Genomic DNA, 25,615 nt, shown 5'->3' with positions numbered 1-25,615 from the left:
TCGGAGTGCCCCATGACCGTCGTCGACAGTTCCCCCGAGGTCACCGAGACCGCGGAATCAGATGGCCTCATGGCCGCCTGGGCGCGGGTCGTGGTGGCACGGCCCAAGACCGTGCTGGTGGTCGCGGTACTGTTCGCACTGGCCTGCGGGCTGTTCGCGGCCGGGCTGCAGCAGCGGGTGAGTTCGGCGGGATTCGTGGTGCCCGATGGTGAATCAGCGTCGGTGGATGCCTGGGTGGCCGAACGCCTGGGACCGCAGAACCCGGATGTCATCGCGATCTACACCACGCCCGAGGGGCAGTCGCTGACCGATATCGGGCCGAGAGTGACCGAGGCGATCGGCAAGATCGATCCGGCGCTGTTGGATCGGCCGGTCGAAAGTTATTGGAACAGTCCGCGATCGCAGTACCTCCGATCGTCCGATGGACGGCAGGCGGTGGCGGTCGTGTTCTCGGCGGGGAACGACAATCAGCGGGTCGCGGAGTATCCGAAAATTGCGGCCGCACTGCGCATTCCGGGAATCGACACCAAGCTGACCGGATACAGCGCGCTGGCCGACACCATCAGCGATCAGTCACGGCACGATCTGGTGCTGGCCGAATCGATCTCGATCCCGCTGACCGCGATCGTGCTGGTGCTGGTATTCGGCGGGGTGGTGGCCGCCTCGCTGCCGGTGCTCATCGGCACGCTGGCGGTGGTGGGGGCGCTGGGCGCGGTCGGGATCATCGCGCGGATGACCGAGGTCAGCGTATTCGCCATGAATGTGGTGTCGCTGCTGGGGCTCGGATTGGCCATCGACTACGGGCTTTTCATCGTCGGACGATTCCGCGAGGAGCTGGGGCGGGGGCGCTCGACCGAGGAGGCGGTGACCCGCACCCTGCGGACCGCCGGGCGCACCGTGCTGTTCTCGGCGCTGCTGCTCATGTGCGCGTTCGCGGGCACCTTCGTGTTCCCGCTGGCCGTGCTGCGCTCACTCGGCATCGGGGCCATCGCCGCGGTCGGGCTGGCCGCGCTGCTCTCGGTGACCGCGCTGCCCGCGATCCTCACCCTGCTGGGCTCACGCATCAGCAAGTGGAGCTGGCGCGCGGACGCCTTCGAGCGCTCGGAGGAACGGGCGCAACGATTCTGGGGACGGGTCGTCACCGCCGTCATGCGCCGGCCGGGCACGGTCGCCATCGCGGTCGGTGCGATCCTGCTGGTCCTCGCCGCACCGCTGTCCGGGGTCCGGCTCGGCGATGTCGACCACACCGCACTGCCCGCCGGGAACGAAACCCGCGTCGCCGTGGAGGAATTGAGCGCGCATTTCCCGGCCGCGAACAGTGGCGCGACGATCTTGCTGCGCGAAACCGACGGCAGCGCACCGACTCCGACCGCCATCAGCACCGTCCTGCGAGAGATCAGCGGCGACCGGGGCGTGCGCCAGGCGACGGCGCTGGACACCCGCGACAACACCACCGTCATCCACGCGGCGCTGGCCGCTCCGGACCGCTCGCCGCGGGCCCAGGACGTCGTGCGCGACCTGCGTGACCTGCGCCTGGACGGACTCGACCTGCGGGTCGGCGGCGAGAGCGCCAGCACCGTCGACAGCATCGCCGCCGTCCTGGACCGGTTGCCGCTCATGATCGTGGTGATGGTGGCGGTGACCCTGCTCATGCTGGCACTGGCCTTCCGCTCGATCGTGTTGCCGCTCAAGGCCGTACTCATGGCGTTCCTGAGCCTGACAGCCACCTTCGGGGTGCTGACCTGGATCTTCGATCAGGGCCACCTGGCGGGTGCGCTGCACATCAGCGTCGGGCCACTGTCGGCGGGCATGATGGTGCTCATCATCGCCGTGGTCTTCGGGCTGTCCACCGACTACGAGGTGTTCCTGCTCTCGCGAATGGTGGAGGCCCACAACGCCGGTGCCGACACCGAGGAATCGGTGCGCATCGGCACCGTGCAGACCGCCCGCGTGATCACCGCCGCCGCAACGCTTCTGGTGCTCATCACCGGGGCATTCACGCTCTCCCCGCTCACGCCCATGCGTTTCCTCGGTCTGGGCATGGTGATCGCGCTGTTCATCGACGCCACCCTGGTGCGCATGCTGCTGGTTCCTGCCCTGGTCAAGCTGATGGGGCCCGCCAACTGGTGGGCCCCGGGTAATCGGAGAAAGGTTCAGCCGAAGAATTCGATCAGCGCGGGTGCCAGCACGGGCGCCTTGACCAGGTGAGTCTGGCCGGGTAGAACCCGGTGCGAGGCGCCCGGAATCGCCTGGGCCAGCGCGGCATTGGCATTGCGCATCCAGGCGGGGCTCTTGCTGCCCGCGATCACGGTGACCGGCAGGTCGAGCTCGGCCCAGCGATCGGCCGGAAGCTTGCGGCCCCGCTGGAACGCTTGGACGTACTGGATGTCGTAGGCCATGGTCGGAGCCACCGTCTTGAGGTGACTCCAGCCCGGGAAGAGTGGGAACGCGGCCACCATGAGGGCGGGCAGATGCACTCCCGCTCGCATGAAGTACTTGACCGCATCACCGTTCTTGCCCTGGGCCAGCAGGGAAGTCAGGTGCTCGACATAGTCGGCCGGAGCCGGCGGGCGGGTGTTGTCGTCGACCACGAACGGCACCTCGTACAGCGCGACCTTGCGCACCGTGCGGCCGCTGCGCAGGTAGTCCAGGACCAGGCCGCCGCCCGACGAGATGGCATACAGCATCACCGGTCCCCCGGCCAGGTCGATGACCGCGTCGAGATCCTCGAATTCACGCTCGATGTCGACCGGCCGGTTGTCGCCGCTCCCGCCCCGGCCGCGCCGGTCGTAGGTGTAGACGGTGTAGCGGCTCGAAAGCGCTTCGGCGAGTGACTTGTTGGGGCCGAACTCCTGCGCGGCGAGCGCGCCGTCGACGAGCACGACCGCCGGGCCCGAACCGTATCGGGTGTAGGCGATGCGGGTGCCGTCCTTGGAGTCCACGAAGCCTGTGGTGGGTTCCATCAGTTGTCCTTGGTGTAGGTGAGGGCCTGGATGCCACTGCCGAAAGTGGTCGCGGCGGTGAGCCGTAACGGGAGCCGGGGGCCGTTGCCGGGGAACATCCGTGCACCCGAGCCCACGACGATGGGGTGCAGCATGACGACGAGGTCGTCCAGCAGCCCGTGCTCGAGCAGCGTCCGCACCAGGGTGATGCTGCCGTGCACGGCGATTGCGAGGCCCGGCTGTTCCTTGAGCTCGGTGAGCTCCTCGACGAGCCGGTCGGGGGCGAGCACGGTGGTGTACTTCCACTCCGGATCCCGAAGCGTCGATGACACCACGAGTCTCGGCGTCAGGTTGAACCAGTCCGCCATCTCCCCTTCCCGGTCCGGCCAGGCGGCGGCGAAGATGTCGTAGGTCTTGCGGCCCAGCAGCAGGGTGTCGGCGGCGCGCAGTCCCGCCATCACCGCTTCCTGAGTCGCGTCGTCGTGGTACGGAAAGTGCCAGGTCTCCGGAGCCTCCACCACGCCGTCGAGGGAAAGGTAGACATTGGCGGTGATGCGGCGGCTCATGCCGCGGCCTCCTGCCGGGTGTAGACCAGGTTCACCACACCGCAGTCCAGGGGACGGCAGTCGGTCAGCGTGAAGGTGGCCGGCATCTGGTCCGGAGTGAAGAATCGCGCGCCCGGACCGCCCAGGATCAGCGGAAACACCAGCAGGTGCAGCTCATCGAGGAGGTTCTGGGCGATCAGGTAGCGCACCAGGGTGCCGCTGCCGCCGATGCCGATGTGCTGATGCCGGTCCTTGAGCGCGCCGATCTCCTTGGCCAGGTTGTCACGCAGGATGGTGGTGTTGGCCCAGTCGGTGGACTCCAGCGTCGTGGACACCACGTACTTGGACATGGCGTTGACGGCGTCGAAGTACGGGCCGGACTGGCTGGTGAAGAAGGGTTTCAGGCCCTCGTAGGTGGTGCGGCCCAGGAGCATGGCGTCATTGCCCGCCATGATGGCGCCCACGGCCTGCTGCACCTCGGCGTCGTTGAAATACGGCCCGGTGTGCGGATCGGTCGGTGAGATCGACGGGGCGAGACCGGTCCAGCCGCTCTCGGTCACGCCGTCCAGTGAAAGGTACTGCCCTGCAACAATTTTTCCCATGCGTCCACGGTCGCAGTTTCGGAAAGCCCAAGGAATTGCCGGGTTCGCAAGACAGCGATGCCGCAGCGGAATGAATGCGGGGCGGGCATACTCGAGCGCATGGTCGAGCCGCTGCCTCGGACCCCCGAGGGCGTGGAACTCCGGCACCTGCGCGCCTTCGTCGCGGTCGCCGAGGAATTGAACTTCGGCCGCGCGGCGCAGCGGCTCTACGTCACCCAGCCAGCGCTCAGCCGGACCATCCGGTCACTCGAAAAGCTGGTGGGCTGTGACCTCTTCCATCGCAATACCCGCAGCGTGGGCCTCACTCCCGCGGGCACGGCACTGCTGGATCGAACCCGTGACGTGCTCGCCGGCCTGGACAGCGCCCTGACGGCGGCCCGCGCGGCGGGCGGCGAGCTCTCGGCCCGTATGGACCGGCTGTGGAGTCCGGTGGAGGAGACCTTCAACGGCGACCTGGCGCCCATGCGGTCGGCCTTCGAACTCATGCACGCACAGTTCCCCATTCCGGAGGGCGTGCAGCTGGAGCCGGTGAACGCCGGCGGGGTGCCCGGAATCCAGCTCGCGCCCGGAGACTCCGACACCGTCGCCGTCTACGCGCACGGCGGCGGCTTCATGATGGGCTCGGCCTACGGGTATCGCGGCATGGCGGGCGCGGTCGCCGAGGCCGGGCGCACCCGGGTACTCGTACCCGAATACCGGCTCGCTCCCGAACACCCCTTCCCAGCCGCCCGCGACGATGTGTGCACCGTCTACCGCTGGCTGCTGGAGTGCGGTAAGCCACCGGCAAGTATTGCGCTGGTGGGTGATTCGACCGGGGCCATGCTGATCCTGTCGGCGCTGCTGCACGCCCGCGAGTGCGGACTGCCCATGCCGCGCGCGACCGTCCTGCTGTGCCCCGCCGTCGACTTCTACGCCCCCGCCGACGACCCGCCCGCCGATGTCGAACAGCACCTGCGCTTCCAGACCGCCTACCTGGCGGGCCGCCCGGTGAGCGATCCGGAGGCCAACCCCATGTGCGCCGATCTCACCGGCCTACCGCCGACCCTGGTGCAATCCGGTGAGTTCGACGGCCTCGGGCGCAATACCAATGCGCTCGTCGAGCGGCTGCGAACGGCCGATGTCGCGGTCCGGCACGACAGCTACCCGGTCGACGGGCACGCCTTCCAGATCTATTGGTCGTTCCATCCGGAGGCGGCCGAGGCCGTCGGCCAGGTCGGCGACTTCCTCCAGAAGCCGGCCCCGGTCACGCCCTGAATGTTCCTGTCGCGCACCGGTAGTCCGGTGACGCAACTGCATGCCACGGATGCCGCTCGTGGCACACAGCTGCGCTGACCCGGGCCGCCACGCTCCTCGTTGAACGCGGCGCACCCGTGAACCGGGCCGGAACCGCCACCGGCGGAGACCGATTCGGCCGGCGCGCATCGGCCCGCGGAGATGGGCGCACAACCCCCTTCGTTGTGCGCACATCTCGACGGGCCGACGCCCGGTTCAGGGGCGAAGCCGCACCGGCAGGGCGGTGAGACCTCGCACGATCAAGGACTTGCGCCAGGTCAGTTCCGCCCCGGCGGCCAATTCCAGATCCGGGTAGGCCGCGAGCAAGCGGCTGAGTGCGATCCCGCCCTCCATGCGCGCCAGGGGCGCGCCGACACAGCGGTGGACGCCGTGGCCGAAGGCGAGGTGGTTCTTGTCGGTGCGGTCCAGGTCCACGCGATGCGGATCGGCGAAGCGGGCCGGGTCGCGGTCGGCGGCGGCCATGGACACCAGAAGGCGCTGGCCGGCGGGGATTTCGACGCCGCCCAGGGTGACCGGGACGGTGGTGTAGCGGAAGGTGGCCTCGCTCGCCGGCGACTCGTAGCGCAGCACCTCCTCCACGAAATCCCGTACCCGATCCGGGCTGTCGGCCAGTGTGGTCCGGACGTCCTTGTCCGTCAGCAGGATCGCGACCGCGTTCGAGATGAGGTTCACAGTGGTCTCGAAACCCGCGACCAGCAGCAGGAACACCATGCTGATCAGCTCGCGGTGGGAGAGCCGGTCGCCGTCCTCGCCGGCCGAGATGAGTTCGGAGAGCAGGTCATCGGAGGGCTCGTCGCGCTTGGCGTTGATGAGCTGATCGATGTAGGCGAGGAACCGCTGCACCGCGGCCCCGCGGGCCTCGACGGTCTCGTCATTGGAGACCAGGGTGGTGGACCAGGCGCGGAAGTCGTCGCGATCCGCGTGGGGCACACCGAGCAGTTCGCAGATGACCAGCATGGGCAGCGGGAAGGCGTAGCGGTCCAGCAGATCCTGATCGACGGCGGCGTCGGCGGCCAGGTCGGCGAGCAGAGCGTCGGCCAATTCGGTGATGCGTGAGGCCAATTCACGCACGGCACGGCCGCTGAAGGCCCGGTTCACCAGAGTGCGCAGGCGGGTGTGCTCCGGCGGGTCGTAGAAGAGCATCATGTCGCCGAACATGGCGCCGGCCGCCTGGGCGCCCGCGCCATCACCCGCCAGGGCCGTGCGCGCGCCCTCGGACTTGAGGGCCTTGCTGATGGCAGGGTCCAGGAAGGCCGCCTTGGCCGCCTCGTAGTCGGTGATCAGCCAGCCGGTGCCGCCGTCCGGGAAACGCACGAAATGCGCGGGCCCGCGCGCACGCAGCAGGTCGTATGCGGCGTGCGGGTGCTGATAGAAGTCATCGGTCAGCACGAAAGGCTCGATCGCCAATTCGCCTGCCGGGACATCGGTTTCGTGCACCATGATCGGGGACTCTAACAGCGGCCGGGTTGACGGGTCCCCGCCATCGGCCACCCCAGCCGCTGCATACACTCGGAGTGCACAAATCTCGGCCGCGCCTGCCGATCATCCGGCCGCGCGGACGCCCGATCCCCGGCGCGAAATCCCCACGGCCGCACCGACAACCAGCGCCGCCGCAGCGTAGTAGTACAGCTGCGGCAGGCCCAGTGTGTCGTCCCCCATCACCAAGTACAGCGCCACGTTGATCAGCCAGTGCCCGACGGTGCCGATCAGCACGCGCTGCGAGTAACTGCCGACCGCGAGAAACCCCAGCACACAGGCGAATCCGAGCACCGCCGCCAGAAACGCCGCCGCCACCGCCGGTCCCGCCGCGAACGCCTGCACATGCCACACCGCCCAGACCACCCCGGTGATCCCGATCGCCACCGGCCGGGCATACCGCGACTCCAGCACCGGCTGCAGGAATCCGCGCCAGCCCGCCTCCTCCCCCGCCGCCCCGACCAGCTGGAGCAGCACGAACACCGCGAAGGGCACCCCACCCACCGCCACCGGACCGTGCAGCTTCATCGAGTCGGAGGCCATCGCGGCGGTCGACAGGCCGGTGGCCGCACACGAAACCACCACCGCCACACCATGTCCGCGTACCACGTCCCACGACACCGGCGCGGGCAGCAGGGCGGCCAGGCGCTGCCGCCACACCAGGGCCACGACCCCCACCGCCACGGCGGGCCCGAATTGCGTCAGCGACAGCGCCGCCGGGTCGATCCCCGAATTCGCCTGCATCACAAGCAGAACTCCGGACGCCAGAAACGTTAGCACCACGTAGGTGCCGACCATCGCGCCGATACTTCCCGACCGCCGCACCTCATTCGAGATCACCCCGCGATGGTCGCACCGCGGTCCTCGACGGTCCTCACACCCGAGAGTGATTCCCGCACCGCGATATCAGACTCGAGAGCCAGTCCCGAGTCTTACCCGGCTATTCGGCGGCCCGGGCGGCGAGCACCGCGTCGTAGAGTTCGCGGCGCGAGGCCCCCGTGGCCGCGGAGACCTCGGCGCACGCGTCCTTGAGCCGCAGCCCGGAACCGATCAGCGCCTCCACCTGGCCCACCAGGTCGGCGGGCTCGGCGGAAACCGGTTGCGCGCCTTCGAGAACCACGGTGATCTCCCCCCGCGCGCCCTCGACCGCCCACGCGGCCAGCTCGGCCAGCGTGCCGCGCACGATCTCCTCGTAGGTCTTGGTGAGCTCGCGGCACACCGCGGCGCGGCGCTCCGGGCCGAGCACCTCGACGGCATCGGCCAGGCAGTCCGCAAGACGGTGCGGGGCCTCGAAGAACACGACGGCCCGCGGCTCCGCGGTGAGGGTGCGCAGCCACTCCTTGCGCTGACCGGACTTGCGGGGCGGGAAGCCGTCGAAACAGAACCGTTCGACCGGGAGGCCGGACAGCGCGAGCGCGGTGGTCACCGCGGACGGGCCCGGCAGACAGGTGATCGGGAGGCCGCGCTCCACGCAGGCCGCCACCATCCGATAGCCCGGATCGCTCACCGACGGCATCCCGGCATCGGTGACGAGCAGCACGGTACGACCGGACTCGATCTCCTCGAGCAGCATCGGGATCCGCGCGGTCTCCACGTGGTCGTAGAAGCTCACCACCCGGCCGGTGATCTCGATGTCCAGGGCCTTGGCCAGTGACCGGGTCCGGCGCGTGTCCTCGGCGGCCACCACCTCGGCGGTGGCCAGCGCGTCCCGCAGCCGCTGCGAGGCATCCCCGATATCGCCCATGGGAGTGGCCGCCAAGACCAGCCGTCCGCCGGCACTCGGCTCCGCGCTCATGGTGCTCCTACTCCTCGAAAGGTCCGCCAACTCGCCCCCGACTCTATCGATGCGATCGACCGGCACCGCCAACCTCCATCCTCACCGCGGCGGGACTCGGGGGCGGCTACCGCTTACGATCGACGGCGTGACCCAGGTGACCGACGTGCGACCGGCAGCGGTGGGGGCGGAGACGGCGGCGCTGTCGAGTCCGGCTCCGCTGGTGCCCTCACCCGATTTCGGGCCCACGGACTGGGCTCGGGGGTGGGTGGTCACGCTGTTCCTCACAGCCATCGCCGCCATCACCCGGTTCCTGTTCCTGAACTATCCGACCGATCTGCACACGCCCGTCTTCGACGAGAAGCACTACGCGCCGCAGGGCTGGCAGGTGCTCACCGGCGGCGGCGTGGAGGACAACCCGGGCTACGGGCTGGTGGTGCACCCGCCGGTGGGCAAGCAGATGATCGCGCTGGGCGAGGCCATCTTCGGCTACTCCCCCTGGGGGTGGCGGTTCACCGCGGCCGTCTCCGGAACGCTGATCGTGCTGCTGGTGATCCGCATCGTCCGGCGGATGACCCGGTCCACGCTGATCGGCGCGTTCGCGGGCATTCTGATCATCTGCGACGGGCTCACCTTCGTGTCCTCCCGCATCGGCATGCTCGACATCTTCCAAGCCCTGTTCGTGACAGCGGCTTTCGGCTGCCTGGTGGTGGACCGCGACGACATCCGGGCTCGCATCGCGCTGGTGGCCGCGCAGGGCCGCATCGACGACAGCCCATACGGGCCGCGCTTCGGGGTGCGCTGGTGGCGCTTCGGCGCGGGCGTCCTGCTCGGGCTGGCCTGCGGCACCAAATGGTCCGGCGCGTACTGGATCATCGGTTTCGCCGCGCTGTCACTGGCCTTCGATCTCTCGGCCCGCCGCGGCTACCGGGTGCAGCGGCCGTGGTGGGGTGTGGCCAGACGGGATCTCGGGCCCACCGTCTACGCGCTCGCCGTCATCCCGGTGTTCGTGTACCTGGCCTCCTTCTGGGGCTGGTTCGCCAACGAGACCAGCTACGACCGGTACGCGGTCGGGGTGAAGGTCGGACGCGGCGGCGACTTCTCCTGGGTGCCGAGCGCACTGCGCGGGCTCTGGTACTACGGCGGCGAGGTGCTCACCTTCCACTCGCAGCTCACCAATTCCGCCGGCAATCACCATCCCTGGGAATCCAAGCCGTGGACCTGGCCCATGGGCCTGCGGCCGATGCTCTACTACTACGCCGACACCAATGTGACCGGCTGCGGCCAGCCCACCTGTGTGAAGGCCGTGATGGCGATCGGCACCCCCGCGCTGTGGTGGGTGGCCTTCCCCATGCTGGCGTGGGCGCTGTGGCGCAGCGCGGTGCGCCGCGACTGGCGCTACGCGGCGGTCCTGGTCGGCTACGGTGCGGGCATCCTGCCCTGGTTCCTGGACCTCGACCGCCAGATGTACTACTTCTACGCGGTGCCGCTGGCCCCGTTCCTGGCCATGGGTGTGGCGCTGGCCCTCGGCGACATCCTCGGCCACGCCCCACCCATCGGGCGACGGCTGTCGGGAGCCCCTGGCTGGCAACACTTCACGCCACTCAGTGAGCGACAAGGCCTGGGCCTGCTCCTGGTCAGCCTCTACCTGGCCCTGGTCATCGCCAATTTCATCTGGCTCTGGCCGATCCTGACCGCCCAGTCCATCACCCCGGGCAACTGGCACGACCACCTCTGGCTCCCGAGCTGGCGGTAGGACTGACGTCAGGTCGTGGGGGCAAGCCCCCACACCCCCGAAAGACTTGGGGGCCAAGCCCCGGAACCCCCAGGTAAGTCGCTCGGCGCGGATCCACCGAAACTAAGGAGCGGTGGGAGTTTCGCCGAGCGCCGCGTGCAGATAGCGGACGGCTGATGCGTCGTCGAGGCCGAGTCGGCGGATCACCGCGACGTATTCGGTGGCGGCGCGGCCGGCCACGTCGCGGGTGGGGTCACCGGAGGAGGCGATGAAAGAGCCCAGGCGGCCGCGGGTTTCGAGGACGCCGTCCTGCTCGAGCTCCCGGTAGGCGCGGGCCACGGTGTTCGGAGCCAGCTTCAGCGTCGCCGCCAGCGCCCGGACCGTGGGGATCTTGGTCCCGGCCGCCAGTTCGCCGGAGCGGACCCTGGCGATGATGCCCTGGCGCAGCTGCTCGTAGGGCGGGACCGTCGAGTGGTGGTCGACCGGGATGTCCAGCATGGCTTCATCACACCTCGTCACGCGACAGCGGGCAGGACAGGCAGCGCGGACCGCCACGGCCGGAACCCAACTCGGAGCCGGGGATGCGCAACACCTCGATTCCGGCGTCTTCGAGCCGCGCATTGGTGTTCTCGTTGCGCTCGTAGGCGACCACCACGCCGGGGGCCAGGGCGAGGGTGTTGTTGCCGTCGTCCCACTGCTCCCGCTCGGCGGTGACGCCGTCCAGGCCGGTGTCGACCACCCGCAGCTTGCCGATGCCCATGGCCTCGGCGGCCACGCGCAGGAAGGGATCCGGGCCCGAGATACTCACCCCGTGCCCCTCCTGCTTGCGAATGGTGAAGGCGCACAACTCATCCTGGATCGCCGGATACATGACCACCGCGTCGACGTCCACCATGGTGCAGACGGTGTCGAGATGCATGGTCGCCCGGGTCTGAGCGATCGGCACCACGAGCACGGTGCGCGCCAGATCGTCCTCGAACAGGCTGCGCGCCAGGGCTTCCGCGCCCGCCGCCGTGGTGCGCTCCCCCACCCCGACCGCCACCACGCCCGGCGCGAGCAGCAACACGTCGCCGCCCTCGATCGGCGCGGTGTGCGATTCGTAGGCTCGCCGCACGCCCAGGAAGCGGGGGTGGAACGCGTAAATCAGGTCGGTGAGCGAGGTTTCGCGGGCGCGGGCCGGCAGCGCCAGCGAGGTGATGGCCACCCGCGGCCCGATCCAGAAGGAGGAGTCCCGGGTGAACAGCAGATTGGGCAGCGGGTCGATGACGAAGTCGTGCCCGTGGTGCATGCGCCGCACCAGCGAGGTGGCATCCGCCCCGAAGGGCAGCTCGTCGAATGTCATGCCGGACATGAGGATCTGCGCCAGCTCCGGCGCGGGCACTCCGCGCAGGTAAGCGGCCAGCTCGTCGGCGAGCAGGTGCCCGAGCCGCCGCGCGTCCACCGCACCCGAGATGCCCTGTATCCGCGCGGCGCCGCTGACCTGGATGGTCTCGGTCAGCACATCGGCCAGCAGCAGCACCTCCACGCCACGCCCGCGCAACACCTCGGCGAAGATGTCGTGTTCCTGCTGGGCGCGCTCGACCCAGGGAATGGCGTCGAAGAGCAACTGGTCGTTGTTGCGGGGGGTGAGCCGGCGCAGCTCGTCGCCCGGCCGGTGTAACAGCACCGTGCGCAGCGCGCCGACCTCCGAGGTCACGGAAAACGGTCGCGCCGTGGGTGCGGCCTTTGTTCCCATGACATGACGGTAGTTCCCCGCGGCACGGATGGCATGGAATTCGCGTCTCGAGTCGCACCCTGGGAGAACCCTGGAGTCGCACCGGCCAAAAACCTGGAGTAATGTTCAGGTATGCAGACCGCGTCGTGGCAGGCGAAGGAGCTGACCCCCGGTCAGCTCGCCCAGCGAGCCGGAGTTTCGGTGTCCGCCTTGCATTTCTACGAACGAGAGGGCCTGATCACGGCCCGTCGCACCAGCGGAAATCAGCGCCGCTACCCCCGGGAAACCCTGCGTCGGGTGGCCTTCATCCGCATCTCACAGCGGGTCGGTATTCCGCTGGCCGAGATCCGCCGCGCCCTCGACAACCTCCCCGACGGCCGCAACCCCACCCGCCGCGACTGGGAGACCCTCTCCACGACCTGGCGCGCCGACCTCGACGACCGGATCGAACAGCTGATCCGGCTGCGCGACAACCTCACCGGTTGCATCGGCTGCGGCTGCCTCTCACTGGGCGTCTGCAAGATCTTCAATGCCCACGACCACCTCGGTGACGAGGGCCCCGGCGCGCGCGTGCTGGACACCCACGCCGCCGAGAACTGCACCAAGGCCGTCTGCGCCCCCACACCCGACCAGGCGTGACTACTTGCGCGGCAGGAACGAGGTGAACAGGTCGTTGGCGCGGCGCATGGCGAACTCGTAGGGCCAGGCGAACTTGCGGGACCACCAGTAGCCGAACCGGATGTCGAACTGGGTGTGGATCAGGTAGGTGCCCTTCTCGACACCGCGCAGGATCGCCTCGGCCACCTGGTCGGGCGACTTGGCGTGGTGGCGGAAGCGGTTGATCCAGGCCTGGATTCGCGGGTCGTCGCGATCCACGCCGACGATGTCCACGGTCTGCACCAGCGGCGTGTCGACCGCGCCGGGCACCACCAGGTGGACGTCGATGTCGTGGCGCGCCAGATCGAAGCGCAGCACCTCCGACACGCCGCGCAGGCCGAACTTGCTGGCACTGTAGGCGGCATGCCAGGGGAAGGCCATCAGACCGGCGGCCGAGGACACATTGACCAGCGCACCACCGCGTTTCGCCTCGATCATGGGCGGCACGAAGTTCTCGATGACATGGATGGGGCCCATGAGGTTCACATCGACCAGGCGTTTCCAGTGGCGGTGCTCGAGGTTCTCCACCGTCCCCCAGGTGGAGATACCGGCGATGTTCATCACCACGTCCAGCGAGCCGAGCTCCTCGTGCACCTTCTCCGCGAAGGCGGTGACGGCGTCGTAGTCGCTGATGTCGAGGGCGGTGGCGACCTCGACGATGCCGCCGGTGGAACGGATGGTTTCGACGGTCGCGTCCAGCCCCTCGGCATTGACGTCGGTGAGCACCAGCCGCGCGCCCTTGCGGGCCGCCGCCAGTGCCGTCGCCCGGCCGATGCCGCTCGCCGCGCCGGTAATCAAAGTCTTCTTGCCCCTCAGGCTACGATCACGCACGTCGATCCATCCCTCACTTCGACAGCCCTGTCAGACCGCACGCTACTACGCGAACAATCCTGTTCGCGAGTCGGGCGAGTACCCGTTACGCCCCTATTTTCCTGGGCGCACGCACCCCGGTCCGGGATTCCGCGCGCGGTACGGGGACGTTAGGGAGTCGTGCCCATCCGGACCGCCGGACCGTGGCCCCCGGGGCGCCGGACCGTGACTCAGGACGGCCCCGGCAGCACCGAGCGGCTGGTCCCCGGCAGGTCCAGATCCAGCGCGATCCGCCCCGCCGCCAGATGCTCCTCGACCTCCCCACCCGGCATGGGCCGCGCGATCAGGAACCCCTGCGCGCGGTAGCAGCCCAGCGCCACCAGGGTGCGGGCCGCAACGGTGGTCTCGACACCCTCGCCGACCACCCCGAGACCGAACGAACCCGCCAGCCCCACAATCGATTTCACGATCGCCAGATCATCGGCGCTGGCGCCCAGCCGCTGCACGAAACCCCGGTCGATCTTCACCGCGTCCACCGGCAGCGCCTTCAGGTGCGACAGCGAGGAATACCCCGTCCCGAAGTCGTCGATGGCGATCTGCACGCCCATCCGTTTCAACCCGCGCAGGGTCACCTGCGTGCGCGCAAGATCCTGCACCACAACATGTTCGGTGATCTCCAGGCACACCGACGACCCGTCGATGCCGTACCGCCGCAGGATCCCCTCGATGGTCTCCACGAAATCCAGCGAAACCAGCTGCACCGGAGACACATTGATCCGGATCACCACATTCGAGGCCAGCCCCCGCCGCCGCCACTGCGCGAACTGCTCGGCGGCCGTGCGAATCACCCAGCGACCCAGCTCCCCCGCCAGATTGGTGGCCTCCGCGACACCCACGAACGCACCGGGCGGCAGCAGCCCGCGCGTCGGATGCTGCCAGCGCACCAGGGCCTCCAGCGCGACCACCCGGCCGGTGCGCAGATCCACCTCGGGCTGATAGTGCAGCACCAGCGAACCGTCCGCCACCGCGCCGCGCAGATTCAACTCCACGTCGTCCTGCAGCTCGAACTGCGCGCGCATGGCATCGGTGAACACCGCGACCCCGTTGCCGCCGCTCGACTTGGCCGACAGCAGCGCGTGATCCGCGCGCCGCAGCACATCGGCGACCGTGGTCTCGCCCGGAATACCGAGCGCCACACCGACGCTCGCGCCCCGGCTCACCGTCTCCTCGCCGACGGTCACCCGCCGCGCGATGAGCTGCTGAATCCGGCTCGCCTCCCGCTCGGCCGCGGCCGCATCCATCGGCTTGGCCGGCACGATCACGAACTCGTCGCCACCCAGCCGGGCGATCACGTCACCCGGATCCAGATTCTCGCGCAACCGCGTGGCGAGCGTGCGGATGAAATTGTCCCCGGCCGTGTGCCCGAGAAAGTCGTTGAGCGCCTTCAGCCGATCCAGATCCAGGAAGAACGCCGCCACCGGCCCCGGCCGTCCGGGTCTGAGCCGCTCCTCCATGTGCTCGAGCAGCGCCCGCCGATTCGCCAGTCCGGTCAGATCGTCGTGCATGGCGATATAGCGGAGCCGCTCCTCGGCCTCCACCCGCGCCTGCAACTGGGCGAACAAGGCGGCGATCGCCTTGAGCACATTTATTTCGCGGGTACTCCAATCCCGCTCGCCGACCTTGATGAACCCCAGGACGCCGGTGGAGGTTTCGCGCGAGACCAGCGGAACACAGGCCGCCGACACCTCCGAGAATCCGGTGGCCTGCAGAATGAACTCCTGGTAGTCCGGAAAATCCGGGCTGCGGCGGATGATCATCGGCTCGGTCAGCTGCTCCAGCTGGGCGAATACCGAGTTGGTCCGGTCGAAGTAGGTCACCCGGAGCGGGTCGGGGTCGACGTCCACCGGACGCGGCGGCCACTCCGCGATCAGAATCGAAGCTCGCTCCTTCTGATCGGTGTAGCGCAAAAAGCTGAAATCGACGTCGAAATGCTCGACCAGCCAGGACAGCACGCGCTCACTCGCACCCACCATCGTGGTGGCGTCCACCGCCATCAACTCGGAGGCAACTTGCGTCACCAGTGAGTCGAGTGTTCGCCGAGGCACTTTGTCTCCGATCGCACTAACCGCGGGTGTCCGCGTCCGGTACCGGAAGTCGCCTGCTGCGTACGGTGACCTTCGCCGCGTAACCGAGGCGAAGAACCACTGCCACCGTCTCCTGCTCAGGTACTCCCAACACGTCCAGGAAGCGGTCCTGAATTGACGTTAGTGTATCGGCGAACTCCGGGGAAACCGTGTGTAGTTCGCCAGGGCGTCGGGCATAGAGGAAGATCGGCGATACCGGCTGAACGGCCAGCCCGTGTCGTTCCGCCTCGACCCATACCCGCTGCATCGCCACACCCGCCCGGGCGTACGCGGCCAATTCACTCGCATCGTCCGGTGCGGGAGCTGGGAAGGTCACCACCGCCAGCGCCGAAGCCGTTCGCACCCGGTCCCGAATCGAGTCACCCAATGCGATGCCGCCCTGCCATGTGCGAACCAGCTCCATGACATCGGAACGCCGGGCGATCTCGAGCTTGGCCAGTTCGTCGGGCGCCAGATCCAACGTGCGCAGGTCCATCCCGGTCTGCAGGTCATCGCCGGGCCAGCGCAGTTCAGCGAACATCTCCTCGTGCAGGCGGGGGGTCAGGTAGCGGGCCCGGTCGGATTCACCCAGCAGCTGTGCGAGCAGATCGACGGTGGTCCGGTCGGAAACCCAGCGCAGCGCGGCACCGGCATTACCAGCGACCACGCCCAGAGTTTCCAGCACGGCATCGGGAATCGGCGCGCCCGTGCCGAGACGACGATTGGTGTGCCGCGACAGCAATGCCTGATGATCGCTCGCCAATAACGGATCGGAATCCGCACCCAGTCGAAGAACCGCCCGCAGGTGTCCCGGACCGTCACTGTGCAGTTCGCTGTCGCCCAGCAGACCGAGCGAAGAGGCAGCGGCACGGGCGTTGTGCAGCGCCGCACCGAGAGACAGCGCGCCGCCGCGGCAACCGATATCCACCAGCGGAGAGCGTTCGGGCGCAAGGGAAATCGTAATGACGCCCGGTTCGACGGCGAGGGTCCAGGGCTGCGCGTTGCCGCCCGAAGGCGCGCGCTGCGCACAGGCCAGCACGGCCGCAACGCCCGACACGGGATCCGCTTGCTCGCCCGGTTCGTCCGGCCATACCGGGTCTTCGGCGCCCGCGGGTTCGGCGATCTCGTCGAGGCTGCGCTCGATATCGACCCTGGTGCGCCCGGAGGGCAGTTTCAGACCGAGCCCGATGCGCCGGACCGCCGTCGAGACGCTCGCGCCTCCCAGGAACACATCGGCTCCCAGCTGGGGCCAGCTGTTGAGCGATTCCCCGATCTCGACCATGCTGGCCGCGAGTGTGCCGGACAGATTGCGACCATCCAGGATCCGAATCACGTAGGGTGCCTTGTCGCGGGTCGACAGATCCCGCAGGTCGGCAGCGCGCGTACTGCCGAGCAATCCGTGGAATGGCAGCCGCTCGGGTTCCAGGTCGAAGCGCTCTACGTCGAGTAAACCGCGATCGTTGGATTGCATGAGCAATGGCAGCCGGTGCCGCCGCGCGGCTTCGCGCACCACCAGCTTGATGTCGAGCGAATCGCATTCCTCGACGACGATCGACAGGCCGGTCAGGAATTCGTCGACATTGTCCTCGGTCACCCCGACATCGAAGACCTCGACCGGCAGGTACGGATCCAGCTCGGCGATCCGGCGGGCAGTGACCACCGCCTTGTTCGCGCCGATGTCGAAGAGCGTGCCGGGCACTCGATTGAGATTGGTGAGTTCGATGGTGTCGAAGTCCGCCAGCCGTAGTCCACCGCAGATGCCTTCGAGCGCAAGGGTATAGGCAACGGCGTGCCCCACACTCTGTCCGACCACGCCGACGGTCAGTCCGGCCAATGTCCGCTGCTCAGCCCGGGTGATGGTGTTGCGATTCCGGTCCAGCCGCACTGCGCGCATGAGTTCCGGGCCGGGAACCGCGATGACGGCGCGCCGCCACGGATAATAGACCCATCGATCGAATTCCGGCCCTTCGGATAATTTCGGCGCGGCCACCAAGGCTTCGAATTCCGAACGCAGCAAACCACGCAAATCGGAAAAGTCAACAGATCGATCGGCGCGCAATTGCGACAACCGTCTTGCATCTTCGGGATCGAATTCATCGAGCAGGAGTGGCCGATATTCGCCCGCTACGAAATCACCGGCGGACATGCTCAGGCCAGTCCCTCGTCCCGGCTCCATTCATCGGGCAACGTGGTGCCCTCCGCGACGAGTTCCGCCAATTCGATCTCGATCAAGCGCGCCTGAGGTTCGGTGGCGACCGTGTGGTACGTATGCAGGTCCCACCACACCGGCACGGTCCGGTACCGATCGTCCGGGTACGAGGTTGGCGGAATCCACCACGCCACGTTCGCGCCGCTGCTGCGGTAGCACTTGAGCGCGTGCTCGGGAGCGACGCCGACGGCGTACCGCACTCCGAGCAGGGTCGCGCAGTGCACGATGGCCCGTGCGACCCAGTCCGCGAGCGCGGACCGATTCCCTGTGTCGCGGGCGGTCCAACCCGCTTTGCACTCGATCACGCCATCCGGAATCTGCTCGGCGACCAAACGACGGAAAGCCGCGTCACCAGCCATGCCTCTCCAACTCGAGACCGCATGCACCTCATCGACATGACGATGCGGCCCTTCGGCACGGACACCCGCCACGACCTTCTGCTCGCGATCCAGGGCGACAGCGAAGAGTGTGGTGGACAAGCCGTCCACGACCGCGTCGTACTCCAGCGCGTCCTCGGAACTGTAGTGGCGGTATACCTCCAGCGCTCCGTCCATGCATTGTCGCCACAACGCTGGACTCGCCTGGGGCGGACCGATCAGGAACGTGTGGCCGGATTCCGCGTCCCGATAGTGGAGCATCCCGTCACCAGGACCCTCGGCCGGGACGGGCGCGATCGATTCGACTGACATGTAGTTCCGCTCCACTTATGCACTGACTTCGCGCAACCCTCTGGGAGTTCTCGCCCGATACAGTTCTGTATCAATCGCGCCCAGCTTGGGCGCCTAGGGGAGTATCCGTCAGCCAACTGAAATTGTCCAGGCGTCCGGCAAATGCTCCGAAACCCCAGCGTGGCTCCAGAAATCACCCCTGGTCAAACCATTGCTATCAGTCACGAAAACCAGCGACAAGACCGGTTGGTTCCCATTCAGTTAACATTGAGCAATCACACCAGGATGGAGATGAAAAGCTCCAGTTCGGCGGTGCCGTGCCAGATCTCGATCTCCTCGCGGTAGGCGCGGGTGATCTCGGCGGAAGCGGTCGCGTCGTCGACCTGAGCCCAGACGTCCTCGGCAGGATCGTGATAATCGCCATTGGGCCGGAAGCGGGCGTAGACGCCCTTGGGGACGCGGATGAGGACGTCGCCGACCGGGACATCGTCGGGGCCCTTGTACTCGTAGGAGACCAGCACGTTGTAGTTGCCGGCAGGGTCGGGAACGTAGACGGTGGCCAGCGGGCGCTCGGCGCCCTCCCGGTCACGCAGGCGGTCGCGCAGGAACTCGATGAGCTCGCTGTTGGAGACCTTGAAACTGGGGCGCACCCGCGGAACCACCAGGCCGCCGTAGACCCCGCCGGGCCGGACCACGATCGAATAGGTCATGACGGCTCGACCGCCAGGTACAAATCGATCTTGTACGCGTGCGGGTAGGTCTCGAAGTCTCCGGTGTGAATGCGCTTGATCTGCTTGTGTTCCTCCGCGTAGGCGATCTGCGTCCACAGATCGGTCATCACCTGGGGGAAGTTGCCGACCGAGGAGAAGCGGGCGTAGGTGCCGCGCGGCAGGCGGGCCACCACGTGGCCGCGGGTCACCTCGTCGAGCGAGCCGCACTGGTAGCCGACGATCTGGGTGTTGAAGGTGCCGAGCTCGGCCGCGTAGTCGGTGTAGGCCGAGGCCAGCGGACCACCGAGTTCCTGGTGCAGGACCGCGGCCCAGGCCACTTCCAGATCGTGGTCGCGCAGTTCACCGAGCGCACGTTTGGGACTGCGCACCGGCAACCCGGCAACCCACGTCTCGTCCCGCTCGACGATCTCGAACTGCATTGGATGGAAACTCTCTCGAGGTGTGATTCACAGCCAGTCGGCCAAGCCTTCGCCATGCTATCAATCAGCCCGGACCGTACCCGGCGACACGGCTGAGGCGCTCGCCTCCCCCGCGCGCGGGCGCGTCGCTCACCCGTCGCGGCGGCGGTGCGGGCGGGCCATCGGGGCGTGCCAGTGCCGGAAGAGCGCGATCAGGCGCAGGCCGACCGCGCCCGCCCCAGCCAATCCGCCTGTCCAGTATGTGTATTGGCCGTAGTGCAGCAGCAGCGCCGTCGCCACGGAACCGAGCAGGGCCGGCACGGCGTACAACTCGCCGTCGCTGAGCACGCTGGGGGTGACACCGGCCAGGACATCGCGGATCACACCGCCGCCCACCGCGGTCACCAGGCCCAGCGCCGCCGCCGAGGTCGCCGACATGCCGTGCTGGAAGGCGGTCACGGTGCCGGTCACACAGAAGATGCCGAGGCCGATGGCGTCGGCGATATTCAGCGGCGTGCGGACCAGCCGCACCGGCGGATGCCAGAAGAAGATGACGGCCGCGGCCAGCAGGGCGACTCCGGCATAGGACACCTGGACGAAGGCCAGCGGCGGGGTGCGGCCGATCACCAGATCGCGGATCACACCGCCGCCGGTGGCGGTGGCGACCGCGAGCACCGCGATGCCCACCACATCGAAGCGGCGACGCACCGCGAGCAGCGCGCCCGACACGCCGAATGCGAACACGCCCAGCAGGTTTCCCACACTCTGTGCCGCGTCGACAGGGGTACCGAGTTCGACGAGATCACTCACGGGTGGCCCACTTTCGTTCCTATCGCTAACTTTCGGCTACCGAGGCACAGTATGCCCGGCCCGCCACACCGGCACTCCGCCGCACGGCCGGGGCCGCTTTATGGTTGAGTCGCCCTTGTGTGCCGCACAATTGCCCAGCTAGAAGCGGAACTTACCGCGTGTCGCGCCTGCCCTCGGCTGGTGGCATGGCGCGAGCAGGTCGCACATGAGAAGCGGGCCGCTTTCAGTGACGAGAATTACTGGGGCAAGCCTGTTCCCGGCTTCGGTCCCGCGGACGCCCGTCTGCTGATCGTGGGCCTGGCGCCGGCCGCGCACGGCGGTAATCGCACCGGCCGCATGTTCACCGGCGACCGCAGCGGCGACGTCCTCATCGCCTGCATGCACGCCGCCGGTCTCGCCAACCAGCCCACCAGCGTCTCCGCCAACGACGGCCTGCGACTGCTCGGCACCCGTGTCACCGCCCCGGTCCACTGCGCCCCACCCGACAACAAACCCACCCCCACCGAGCGCGATACCTGCCGCCACTGGCTGACCACCGAATTGACCCTGCTGGCACCCACTCTCCGCGCGATCGTCGTCCTCGGCGGCTGGGGCTGGCAAGCCCTCCTGCCCGCCCTGGCCGAATCCGGCTGGGCCATACCCAAACCCAAGCCCCGCTTCACCCACGGCGCCCGAGTCGAACTCGCCCCCGCCGTCCCCGGCCGCGCCCCCCTCCACCTGTTCGGCACCTACCACCCCTCCCAGCAGAACACCTTCACCGGCCGGCTCACCCCCGCCATGCTCGAGCAGGTCCTCACCGACGCCGCCCAATCCGCCGGCCTCCCCGTCCACCGCCCCTAGACCCGGCCGCGGCGGACAGCTCGATTCGGAGGTCCAGGTCTGGCATTCAATGAGCCCGCCAGTCCCGGTGCGGGCGACTCGGCTGGCCAGCCTTGGCGTCCGGCGAGATCGCCGTCACCGAGCCGGGCGGCACGATTCGACTGTCCGGACTCGGCATTCATGAAGGTCGCCAGCGACGGTGCGGGCGGGTGCATCGGCCAGGGGTACGGCACTCTCGGTGGCGAAGTCGCCGGACCGGATACGATGCGGGCGTGAGCAGGGCCTATGACGAATCCGAGCGGGAGGGGGCGGCTGCCGATGGGGCGGCCGGGGGTGTGAAGGTGCGCCGCAGCCGGGCCGGGACGCGGCAGCGACTGCTGGACGCGGCGTTCGAGGCCTTCGCCGAGGAAGGGTTCGGCCGGTGTTCGGTCGAGCAGGTGTGTGAGCGGGCTGGATTCACACGGGGTGCGTTCTACTCCAACTTCACCTCGCTGGAGGAATTGTTCCTGGCCATGTGGGAGCAGCGATCGGCGTCGATGCTGGCCGAGGCGGCAGCGGTGCTCGATACGCCCGGCGGAGTAGGCGGCGATCCACGGCGAGCGGTCGAGCAGGTGCTGGCCGCAGTTCCAGTGGATGACAAGTGGTTTCGAATCACCTCGGAATTCACCGCGCACGCCCTGCGCAATCCCGCGTTACGTCAGGTGATGGTGGCACGGGAGGAGGCGATCGCCGCAGCACTCATCCCCGTGGTGGTCGCACTCATGCGCCGCAACGGCCGGCGGGTGCCGGATCCAGCGGCACTGGGCCGGGCACTGGTGGCGGTGCACGACGGCACGCTGGGCCAGTGCCTGCTGGAACCGGACAACCCGGCAGTACGCGAGTACCGCCTCGACCTGTTCCTGCGAGTGCTCGACTCCTACAGCGAGCCCATCTGAGGGCTCAGTTCGGCGCCTCAGGCCCGAACGGAGTTCGTCGATGAGCCGATCGCCCGGCGCCTGTCCGCCCCCACATCTCGAGAAACCCGCTCCAACCAGCCGATTCGTCGACTCCCCACCCCACCTGCTAAAGTTCTCCAGCGCGGGTCGGAAACGCCCCCGCGGGGCTATAGCGCAGTTGGTAGCGCGTCTCGTTCGCATCGAGAAGGTCAGGGGTTCGATTCCCCTTAGCTCCACCAGGTTTGCCATTGCGCGAACACTGTTTTTTGAGGCCCTGATCGGCGGTTTACTGCCGGTCAGGGCCTCTTTCGTATCTGGGGCCGCCTCTGCCGCCGGGTTGGATGCCGGGGGTTGGGGGATGCGGAAGACGGGGACGACGGTCGTGGGGCTGGTGATTTTGATTTCGGCGATGAGGGTTTCGATCAGCGCTTTGCGGGTCTGATCGGTGCCTGTGCGGATCATTTCGGCGATGTGGTCGGCGATCTGGTTCAGGGTCGCGGGCGGCGGCGCGGTGGGGGTGTCGTCGATGGCGGTGGCGAGTTGGTTGCGGCGGGTGGCGAGTTGGCGGGCGGTTTCGCGCAGGCTGGTGAGTCGGTCGCCGACGAGTTCGGCGTCCATGGTGCCGTTCTCGAAGGCGGTCAGGTAGCGGTCGATCTTGGCGTTGGTTTCGGTGATCTTGGCTTGTACGGCGGTCAGTTCGGCGTGCTGGGCGTCGTATCCGGCGAGGTGCTGGCGTTGGGCGTGTGCGACCGCGTCGGCGATCAGGCGGTGGTGGTCGCGGTAGAAGCGGGCGAGCGCGTCGAGGACGACGGTCTCGATGTCGTCGGCGTTGAGTCTCGCTCCGGTGCAGATGCCGGAGTGATAGCGGTTGCGGCTGTGGCAGGTGTAGTAGCGGTAGACGCGGTTTTTGCCGTGGGCGCGGGTGCCGATCATCGCGGTCTTGCAGGCCGGGCAGCGCATGAGCCCGGTCAGGGTGTAGTCGGAGGCGTTGGCGCGCCGGTGCGCATGATCTTCCCCGCGGGCGGTGAGCAGCCGGGCGGCTTCGGCGAAGATGTCGGGGTCGATGAGTGGTTGGTGGCAAGCGGTGACGGTGATGTCGCGGAAGGTGAGTTCGCCGATGTAGATGCGGGAGGCCAGGATCCGCAGGATATGAATTCCCGACCAGTTGCCACCGGTGGAGGTGCGGTGTCCCTGTTCGGTGAGGACGCGGGCAATAGTTTTGGAGCCGAGCCGTTCTCGGGTGTAGAGCCGGTAGATGCGTTGCACGATCGCGGCTTCGGTGGGGTGTGGGATGAGTTGGTGGCTGGTTTTGTCGACGTCGTAGCCGTAGGGGCGTTTGCCGCCTTTCCATTTGCCTTTGGCGGCTTTGCGTTCCATTCCGGCGATGACGCGGTCGATGATGGTGTCGCGTTCGAATTGGGCGAACATGCCCAGCATTTGCACCAGCATGCGTCCGATGGGGGTGGCGGTGTCGAATGGTTCGGTGGCGGAGCGGAACACGACTCCGAGGCGGTCGAGTTCTTCGAGCAGCCCGACGAGATCGCGCAGATTGCGTGACAGGCGGTCTACTCGGTAGACGAGCAGGACGTCGATGAGTCCGGCGCGGGCGGCGTCGAGGGCCTTCTGCAGTCCGGTGCGGTTGGTGGTGGCTCCGGAGGCGTCGTCGGTGAAGGAGGTGATGTGTCGCCAGCCGGGTTGGGAGCCGATGTAGGAGCCGAGGCGGGTGTCTTGGGCGTCGATGGAGTAGGGCTGGTGTTCGTCGTCGGTGGAGCGGCGGGTGTAGGTGCCCACTCGCAGATCCTCGATCCCGGGATCGGCCGGGCGGTGCTGGCGTGGCGCGCGTTTGGATACCATGGCAGTCGAGTCCCTTCACCAGAATTGGATTTGTCCACGAATTCGGATGATCGCGTTTCGAATTGATGGTTCGCGGGAATTCCCGGTTCTATTGTCCCTCCGTATTTGCTAGTGGGGGAACGGTTTTCGGAAGTCTCGCCGGGCTTGTTTCCTATATCTCACGCAGCGTCTCGGTCGGTCGCGGCATGGTGCCAGTTGCCGATGAGTGCGGCCAGGGCGGTGACCGCGCGCCGGTACTGGTCGCCGGTCATGGGTTCGGTCTCGATGTGTTCCACGGTGACGGCATCGCGGCGGGCCGGGCGGTGTAGCGGCACCACCCGGCCGGATGGGTTACCGGCGGTGTCGTCGTCGGTGTGGTCGTTGTCGTGGGGGTGGCTGGGGCGCATGGGTGTGGCTCCTGACGTCGTTGTCGCGGTAGCGGCGGTGGCGTTGTGCGTCCTGGGTGTTCGGCGGTCGTGGTGCAGTTCAGGGGGCAGGCGGGTCGAGGTGAGACGGTGGCGGTCGGGTTCGAGACCGGTTGTCTCGTCTCGTCTTTCGCGGTCTCGGATTCCCGATGACGAGTGGCGCACGTCTCGCAGGGCGAGACGTGCGGGATCGGTGGGTCGACGTGCGGGCCGATCCTGGGGACTGGTGTGGGCGTGGCGAGCATTCATGCGGCGCTCGTGTGGGCGGCTGGTGGGACGGGCAGGTCGATGAGGCGGCACCGGATAGTCGAGGCAGGGGTCTGCCAGATGGGGACGGTCGGGCCTGCGGCGTCCAGGTCGGGCAGGGGGGTGGCCGCGATGGTGAGGGTGCTGGTGCTGGTCGGGTGGCCGGTCAGCGTGCGCAGGAAGTTGTCTCGCCGGGCCGCGCCCGGGAAGACGAACAGGATGGGCAGGTTGAGTCCGGCGGTGGCGACGTCGCGGTAGCCGTGGAGTTTGTCGACCAGCCGGGACAGTTGTTCGGTGCCGGTGTCGTATTCGAGGAAGAAACGGACACTGCGGCCGTTCTCGGTCCAGTGCCCGTACCCGTCGGGATGGGCCATGCGCCCGCACATGTCGGCAGCGGCGTACTCGTTGCGCCAGACCACCAGTTCGCTGCCGGGGTGGGTGCGGGCGTGATGGGCGAGGGTGGTGAAGAATTCGTTGATGCCGAGCAGGTGGTCGAGTTGGGGGTGGCGGGAGAGTTTGAATGCCTTCTCGCTGCTGGTGCGGGCGGTGGGGAGCGGGAGCCCGTGGTCGGCGGCGTGGATCATCGCGCCGAGCGGGCCGAGGGTGTAGCGGTATTCCTGCGAGCCGGGGCGGATGCAGCAGCGGAACCGGGCGAGGACCCCGCGGGTGGCGAGGAGTTTGAGCCGCCGCTGCGCGGTGTCGTCACAGCCGAACAACAGCCGCGCGATCTGATGCGCGGTCAAGACCCGATGCTCGGCAAGCAATCCCACCAACCGCAGATCGCGCGGGGTGAGAAGCCGTTGCGCGGCAAGGGCATCCGAGAAGGAAAACCCGGACCGGTGGCTGTGCGGGGAGACCATGGGAGTCTGT

General features: G+C 68.0%; 23 protein-coding genes, 1 tRNA gene and 1 pseudogene. 7 read left to right on the top strand and 18 right to left on the bottom strand.

Annotated elements, in window-relative coordinates; translation table 11 throughout:
- Positions 1-69: 69 nt before the first annotated feature.
- Entirely contained in the window at positions 70-2,208 is a 2,139-nt protein-coding gene (locus ACFXHE_RS27930; protein WP_379387510.1) for an MMPL family transporter, read from the top strand.
- Here the strand turns inward: ACFXHE_RS27930 and ACFXHE_RS27925 are convergent.
- From ACFXHE_RS27925 to ACFXHE_RS27915, 3 genes are read right to left on the bottom strand one after another with little or no spacing between them, the layout of a single operon-like run.
- Complete coding sequence (locus ACFXHE_RS27925; RefSeq protein WP_379387417.1) at positions 2,154-2,963, bottom strand: alpha/beta fold hydrolase; 810 nt, start codon at positions 2,961-2,963, stop codon at positions 2,154-2,156. The two genes, ACFXHE_RS27930 and ACFXHE_RS27925, sit on opposite strands and share 55 nt — an antisense overlap.
- Positions 2,963-3,508, bottom strand: coding sequence for a dihydrofolate reductase family protein (locus ACFXHE_RS27920; RefSeq protein ID WP_379387416.1), 546 nt, complete (start codon positions 3,506-3,508; stop codon positions 2,963-2,965). Before ACFXHE_RS27920 ends, ACFXHE_RS27925 begins: the two co-directional genes overlap by 1 nt.
- Positions 3,505-4,089 carry a dihydrofolate reductase family protein gene (locus ACFXHE_RS27915; RefSeq protein WP_379387415.1) on the bottom strand — a complete coding sequence of 195 codons (585 nt, stop codon included), beginning with the start codon at positions 4,087-4,089 and terminating at the stop codon, positions 3,505-3,507. The genes ACFXHE_RS27920 and ACFXHE_RS27915 overlap by 4 nt, the downstream gene beginning before the upstream one ends.
- Before the next feature lie 99 nt (positions 4,090-4,188).
- Between ACFXHE_RS27915 and ACFXHE_RS27910 the strand changes: the two genes are divergently transcribed.
- Positions 4,189-5,343, top strand: a complete 1,155-nt coding sequence (locus tag ACFXHE_RS27910; protein WP_379387414.1) for an alpha/beta hydrolase fold domain-containing protein — start codon at positions 4,189-4,191, stop codon at positions 5,341-5,343.
- A gap of 234 nt (positions 5,344-5,577) precedes the next feature.
- Here the strand turns inward: ACFXHE_RS27910 and ACFXHE_RS27905 are convergent, their stop codons facing one another.
- The 3 genes from ACFXHE_RS27905 to rsmI all read right to left on the bottom strand — a co-directional run bounded on the left by ACFXHE_RS27905 (position 5,578) and on the right by rsmI (position 8,653).
- Positions 5,578-6,822, bottom strand: a complete 1,245-nt coding sequence (locus tag ACFXHE_RS27905; RefSeq protein ID WP_379387413.1) for a cytochrome P450 — start codon at positions 6,820-6,822, stop codon at positions 5,578-5,580.
- Between the two features lie 102 nt (positions 6,823-6,924).
- Positions 6,925-7,698, bottom strand: coding sequence for a CPBP family intramembrane glutamic endopeptidase (locus ACFXHE_RS27900; protein WP_379387412.1), 774 nt, complete (start codon positions 7,696-7,698; stop codon positions 6,925-6,927).
- 100 nt (positions 7,699-7,798) lie between these two features.
- A complete protein-coding gene (rsmI, locus tag ACFXHE_RS27895) occupies positions 7,799-8,653 on the bottom strand; it encodes a 16S rRNA (cytidine(1402)-2'-O)-methyltransferase (protein ID WP_379387411.1) in 855 nt (284 codons plus the stop codon).
- Between the two features lie 127 nt (positions 8,654-8,780).
- Here rsmI and ACFXHE_RS27890 point away from each other — a divergent pair, with 127 nt between their 5' ends.
- Positions 8,781-10,388, top strand: coding sequence for a dolichyl-phosphate-mannose--protein mannosyltransferase (locus tag ACFXHE_RS27890; RefSeq protein WP_379387410.1), 1,608 nt, complete (start codon positions 8,781-8,783; stop codon positions 10,386-10,388).
- Positions 10,389-10,490: 102 nt separating this feature from the next.
- Here ACFXHE_RS27890 and ACFXHE_RS27885 read toward each other — a convergent pair whose 3' ends face one another.
- Both ACFXHE_RS27885 and arcA read right to left on the bottom strand, forming a co-directional pair.
- Complete coding sequence (locus ACFXHE_RS27885; RefSeq protein ID WP_379387409.1) at positions 10,491-10,865, bottom strand: GntR family transcriptional regulator; 375 nt, start codon at positions 10,863-10,865, stop codon at positions 10,491-10,493.
- Between the two features lie 7 nt (positions 10,866-10,872).
- Positions 10,873-12,102: an arginine deiminase gene (gene arcA, locus ACFXHE_RS27880; protein ID WP_379387408.1), complete on the bottom strand. Its 1,230-nt coding sequence runs from the start codon at positions 12,100-12,102 to the stop codon at positions 10,873-10,875.
- 111 nt (positions 12,103-12,213) lie between these two features.
- On the opposite strand from arcA, the gene soxR reads away from it, so the two are divergent.
- Complete coding sequence (soxR, locus tag ACFXHE_RS27875; RefSeq protein ID WP_379387407.1) at positions 12,214-12,720, top strand: redox-sensitive transcriptional activator SoxR; 507 nt, start codon at positions 12,214-12,216, stop codon at positions 12,718-12,720.
- Here soxR and ACFXHE_RS27870 read toward each other — a convergent pair whose 3' ends face one another.
- The 7 genes from ACFXHE_RS27870 to ACFXHE_RS27840 form a co-directional block, all read right to left on the bottom strand.
- Complete coding sequence (locus tag ACFXHE_RS27870; RefSeq protein ID WP_379387406.1) at positions 12,721-13,569, bottom strand: SDR family oxidoreductase; 849 nt, start codon at positions 13,567-13,569, stop codon at positions 12,721-12,723. It lies immediately after the preceding gene.
- Positions 13,570-13,778: 209 nt separating this feature from the next.
- Positions 13,779-15,626 (bottom strand): putative bifunctional diguanylate cyclase/phosphodiesterase, encoded by a 1,848-nt coding sequence (locus ACFXHE_RS27865; protein WP_379387405.1) that lies wholly within the window; start codon positions 15,624-15,626, stop codon positions 13,779-13,781.
- A 43-nt stretch (positions 15,627-15,669) separates the two neighbouring features.
- Positions 15,670-17,817, bottom strand: coding sequence for an Rv1355c family protein (locus ACFXHE_RS27860; RefSeq protein WP_379387404.1), 2,148 nt, complete (start codon positions 17,815-17,817; stop codon positions 15,670-15,672).
- Between the two features lie 2 nt (positions 17,818-17,819).
- Positions 17,820-18,569 (bottom strand): hypothetical protein, encoded by a 750-nt coding sequence (locus ACFXHE_RS27855; protein WP_379387403.1) that lies wholly within the window; start codon positions 18,567-18,569, stop codon positions 17,820-17,822.
- A gap of 254 nt (positions 18,570-18,823) precedes the next feature.
- Positions 18,824-19,258 (bottom strand): effector binding domain-containing protein, encoded by a 435-nt coding sequence (locus tag ACFXHE_RS27850; RefSeq protein WP_379387402.1) that lies wholly within the window; start codon positions 19,256-19,258, stop codon positions 18,824-18,826.
- A complete protein-coding gene (locus ACFXHE_RS27845; RefSeq protein ID WP_379387401.1) occupies positions 19,255-19,698 on the bottom strand; it encodes a GyrI-like domain-containing protein in 444 nt (147 codons plus the stop codon). The genes ACFXHE_RS27850 and ACFXHE_RS27845 overlap by 4 nt, the downstream gene beginning before the upstream one ends.
- A 129-nt stretch (positions 19,699-19,827) precedes the next feature.
- A complete protein-coding gene (locus ACFXHE_RS27840) occupies positions 19,828-20,487 on the bottom strand; it encodes a trimeric intracellular cation channel family protein (protein ID WP_379387400.1) in 660 nt (219 codons plus the stop codon).
- A gap of 117 nt (positions 20,488-20,604) precedes the next feature.
- Here ACFXHE_RS27840 and ACFXHE_RS27835 point away from each other — a divergent pair, with 117 nt between their 5' ends.
- The 3 genes from ACFXHE_RS27835 to ACFXHE_RS27825 all read left to right on the top strand — a co-directional run bounded on the left by ACFXHE_RS27835 (position 20,605) and on the right by ACFXHE_RS27825 (position 22,480).
- Entirely contained in the window at positions 20,605-21,327 is a 723-nt protein-coding gene (locus ACFXHE_RS27835) for a uracil-DNA glycosylase (RefSeq protein ID WP_379387399.1), read from the top strand.
- A gap of 320 nt (positions 21,328-21,647) precedes the next feature.
- Complete coding sequence (locus ACFXHE_RS27830) at positions 21,648-22,241, top strand: TetR/AcrR family transcriptional regulator (protein WP_379387509.1); 594 nt, start codon at positions 21,648-21,650, stop codon at positions 22,239-22,241.
- 163 nt (positions 22,242-22,404) lie between these two features.
- A tRNA-Ala gene (locus ACFXHE_RS27825) sits at positions 22,405-22,480 on the top strand.
- Between the two features lie 613 nt (positions 22,481-23,093).
- Here ACFXHE_RS27825 and ACFXHE_RS27820 read toward each other — a convergent pair.
- The 3 genes and pseudogenes from ACFXHE_RS27820 to ACFXHE_RS27810 form a co-directional block, all read right to left on the bottom strand.
- Positions 23,094-24,095 (bottom strand): annotated as a pseudogene (locus ACFXHE_RS27820) (recombinase family protein); the annotation flags it as partial.
- A 158-nt stretch (positions 24,096-24,253) separates the two neighbouring features.
- Positions 24,254-24,481, bottom strand: a complete 228-nt coding sequence (locus tag ACFXHE_RS27815) for a hypothetical protein (protein WP_379387398.1) — start codon at positions 24,479-24,481, stop codon at positions 24,254-24,256.
- A 263-nt stretch (positions 24,482-24,744) separates the two neighbouring features.
- Positions 24,745-25,605 (bottom strand): replication-relaxation family protein, encoded by an 861-nt coding sequence (locus ACFXHE_RS27810; RefSeq protein WP_379387508.1) that lies wholly within the window; start codon positions 25,603-25,605, stop codon positions 24,745-24,747.
- Positions 25,606-25,615 lie beyond the last annotated feature (10 nt).

This window comes from Nocardia sp. NPDC059229 (assembly GCF_042754165.1).
Taxonomy (GTDB): Bacteria; Actinomycetota; Actinomycetes; order Mycobacteriales; family Mycobacteriaceae; genus Nocardia.
Note: the sequence above shows the minus strand (reverse complement) of the source record. Positions and strands in the feature narration are given on the sequence as shown.